General features: G+C 63.1%; 3 protein-coding genes. 2 read left to right on the forward strand and 1 reads right to left on the reverse strand.

Annotated elements, in window-relative coordinates; translation table 11 throughout:
* Positions 1–471, reverse strand: a 471-nt coding sequence (locus FGL98_RS24770) for an IS1634 family transposase (RefSeq protein WP_222432410.1), incomplete at its 3' end; no start/stop codon positions are given.
* Between the two features lie 550 nt (positions 472–1,021).
* Between FGL98_RS24770 and FGL98_RS27330 the strand changes: the two genes are divergently transcribed.
* Positions 1,022–1,282 carry a Mu transposase domain-containing protein gene (locus FGL98_RS27330; RefSeq protein WP_425461030.1) on the forward strand — a complete coding sequence of 87 codons (261 nt, stop codon included), beginning with the start codon at positions 1,022–1,024 and terminating at the stop codon, positions 1,280–1,282.
* Between the two features lie 445 nt (positions 1,283–1,727).
* A complete protein-coding gene (locus tag FGL98_RS24775; RefSeq protein ID WP_186526391.1) occupies positions 1,728–2,930 on the forward strand; it encodes a saccharopine dehydrogenase family protein in 1,203 nt (400 codons plus the stop codon).
* Positions 2,931–3,534 lie beyond the last annotated feature (604 nt).

Genomic DNA, 3,534 nt, shown 5'->3' on the forward strand with positions numbered 1-3,534 from the left:
CGCGCGGGCCCCGTCACCGCCGGCCAGTGGGTCACCCGGGTTGACGTGAATCTCCTTGACACGCAGGTTGTCTGCGAGCCTCTTGTACCGGCCGGGGCGGGCCAGCGCCGCGGCGGCCTCACGGTTGGTGTGGCGCAGCTTCTCCGCGTGGATGTAGTGCCCACCACCCCTGGTCAGGTACGCCCGGTTACCGGCGGAGGCGAACCCGCGGTCGGCGACCCACACCAGCCGGCGCAGGTTCCAGTCACCCAGGTCGTCCTTGACCGTGCGGATGATCTTCTGGTCCTGCTCGTTGCCCGGGAAGGTCCAGCACCGCACCGGGACCCCGTCGCGGGTGACCGCCATCGCGATGACCACCTGCGGCAGATCCGTGCGAAAGTCCTTGGAGCGACCGAAGGCCGGGCGCCCCGATGCTCCGCGACGGCCCCCTCTACCAAACAAAAACCCCATCAGCGGCTTAACAAGAACCATAGGGACACCCCCCAGCACGCCTTGCGCAGCGTTTTGGGGTTCTCGCGGACGATAAGATGTCAAGGCGGTGAACTTGGACTCACCACCGCGGTACGAGCGGACACACCGAAGTCGACATCGTTTGCCGTCGTCGACCCGCGGGTACGCACTATTGGCCGCTGACGCCTGACAGGCCCGCGACGAGGCCGGTCGGCTGGCTGGCTTCATTCCGTTGGTTCTCTGAGAATGGGAAACTGCTGCGCACCGGCCGCGGGAAAACGCCGCGCCGGGCGGTGGCCTCGTTCTTGGGGACTCTGGCGACCGCGATGATGCTGTTACCACACGAGACCCGGAGTCCAAGGGCATCGTGGAACGCCGTAACGGCCGGTTCGAGTCCGCGTCCATGCCCGCCCGACCGTCAATTTGCCCCGCTGGAGGATTTCAACACCAGTTCACCGACTGGCTGGACCTCGCGAGCACCCGGTCGTCCGCACGCTCAAGCATCACCGGCCGAGCTCAAGGCTGACCGGACCACGATGCTGTTGCTGCCACCTGTTCTGCTGTACCTGGCTTGCGCAACCGGAGCCGCCTGCGCCGCGACTACTATGTGCGCCTGGACACCAACCATTACTCCGTGGACCCGAGGCTGGTCGGCCCGATCGTCGACGTTCTCCATGGACCTGCACCGCGTCGGGTGCGCGAGCTGGCCCGTCTGGTGAGCGAACACGTACGTCCGGGCTCTGGGTGCCATCCTCACCGGTCACGCGCACAACCACACGGTGCCACGCTTGCTGTAACAGTTTCAACAACCGCACGTCACAGCTGCCGGTGATGACTTGGCCGGGCGAGCGGTTCCCGGCAGCTGGGTCAGGGCTCTGGCCGCGCCGGTCTCGACCGAGACGCTCACGCATCGGAGGGTGAGGGCATGAGTATATCGGCCAGTCGAGCCACCTCATCGAGCATCGCCTTGCCAGCTCGCTGTAGCCCGCTGTCGGCTCGCAACGCACCATCTTTGCCGATTGGTTCGACGAGGTTCGGGATCGGCACCACTTCGAGCGCCGGGGCCAGGTGCTGTGCGGTGCACTGACCGACAAGTCCTGGTCCGAAAGGATGTCCGAGCCATGGAGCGCGCACCATACTTTCGTACGCTGTCTCGGGTAGATCATCGTGTCGGATACTGGGATCCGTTCTCATGGACAATGACTTGGAGGAAGCATGACCACGCGCAGCAACACCGATGCCAGCGTCGGCGGCCGTTCGATCGGGAGGTCATTCTGATGGACACCACTGACACCCAGAAACTACGCCCCCGAGTGGTGGTGCTCGGCGCCGCTGGCGAGGTCGGCGCATGGGTTTCACGGGAGCTAGCAGACTGCGCCGACATTGGCAGTCTCCTCCTCCTGGACGTGGACGCGGATCGGCTTGATCAACTGGTGACGGCCGCCACTCAGGGTGAGTGCGTCGAGGCACGGGTGATCGACCTGAAGAATCGACAGCGCGTCCTCGACGCTTTGCAGGATGCTGATCTCTTGATGAACTGCACCAGTCTGACCCTCTTCGACGAGGTAATCGACCTCGCAGTCGAGGCACGCGTCAATTACGCAGATCTCATCTCGGTGCCGACGCCCGCCCAGCGGCACGCGGCCGCCGATGCCGGTATCACGGCAGTGTCCGGCCTGGGGTCTAGTCCCGGCCTCTCGAATGTGCTTGTCAGTCATGCGCATCGGGAACTCACCTCGGTGGAGGAAGTCCACATCCAGGGAGTGGCTTGGCGGGCGATCGCTCCATCTCCCGGCCTGCTCGACACGATTCTCTGGGAGCTTGCCGACGATACTCCGACACGACAGTATTTCCAGAATGGCCGGTACCACTGGGCTGCGTCCATGGATGGGTCCCGCGTTGCGGAGTTCCCCGAGCCAATCGGGAAGCAGCACGTCTATTTCGTCTCCCACACCGAGCCGCAAACGCTGCCAAAGCACTTTCCAGACCTGAAGTTCTGCGCGATGCGCGTGACTTGGCCAGTCGAGCTCATGAACGACATGCGCGTCCTCAATAAGTACGGCCTGCTTGACTCGGTTGAACTCCCTGATATGCCCGGTGTGACCGCCCTAGACGCTACACGTGCTCGCATCTGGCAGAAGTTGGGCGGCGTCCGAACGGCTCCCTGTCTCCTTTTCACCCAAGTGGAGGTTCTCGGAACTCTCAGCGGCCGGACCATTCGCAGGGTTTACAACCTCACGCATCCGGTGGATTGGGGGGACATCGCTACCGGCAGGCAGACCGGCATATGCGCGGCGGTCGGAGCTCACCTGCTCGCGAAGCACGGATCCGGCCAGCAATTGGGTTTCGTCGATCCGGAGGTGTACTACGACCCGGACGAGTTCATTGCAGAGCTGCAGAAGCGAGGCACCCTGGAGCTCACCTGGTCCGACATCGAAGTCTCGACCGAGGCGATCGAACGGGCTCCACACGTCGTGTGATTTGCCCGCATAGGGCTCTCCACTTAACCCTCGACCCATCGGTGGATTGAGGGTTAAGTGGAGAGCCCTGTGCCCGCAATGCCGTCCTCATTACCCACAGTAACGAGGACGGCATTCGCGATGTCCAGGTCGCGGTGGCCTGATGACGACCTTCGCCGGGGCAGCCTGGAGCCTCTTGTCCCATCCGGGATAATCGAAGTTCCCTTCATCAATCAAGCTGTATAGCCGTTATTTTGGGGGAATTTCCGTTGTAGACATGTCCTTGACGGGGTGTGGGTTGCCGCTATCGATCTCATGTCCTTCGGGTGATCGCGGCGGATCGTTCGTCACCGAGCCGGCGGGCGAGTTGCTCGCGCAGTGTCTTGTTTTCAGACCGTAGTCGGTTGATCTCATCGCGGCACGTGTGTAGCTGTTGGCGCCGACCAGCTTCCGTTGCGACTCGGCCTGCTCCCTGTTGGGCCGGGCAACGTCGGCCTGCTCCCTGAGGCGCCCGGCGAGTCTCGGACAGTTGGCCCCAAGGATCTGATTTCTTTGGGGTTGACTGAAAGGGAAGCCTGTTGGGAACTGGTAAGAAGTATTCGCCCGAGTTCAAAGAAGCCTGTGT

Source organism: Leekyejoonella antrihumi, from assembly GCF_007845645.1.
Taxonomy (GTDB): Bacteria; Actinomycetota; Actinomycetes; order Actinomycetales; family Dermatophilaceae; genus Leekyejoonella; species Leekyejoonella antrihumi.

Excerpts from the sequence above, each read along its gene's own strand:
- FGL98_RS24775 (WP_186526391.1), top strand. The coding sequence starts at position 1,728 with ATGGACACCACTGACACCCAGAAACTACGCCCCCGAGTGGTGGTGCTC.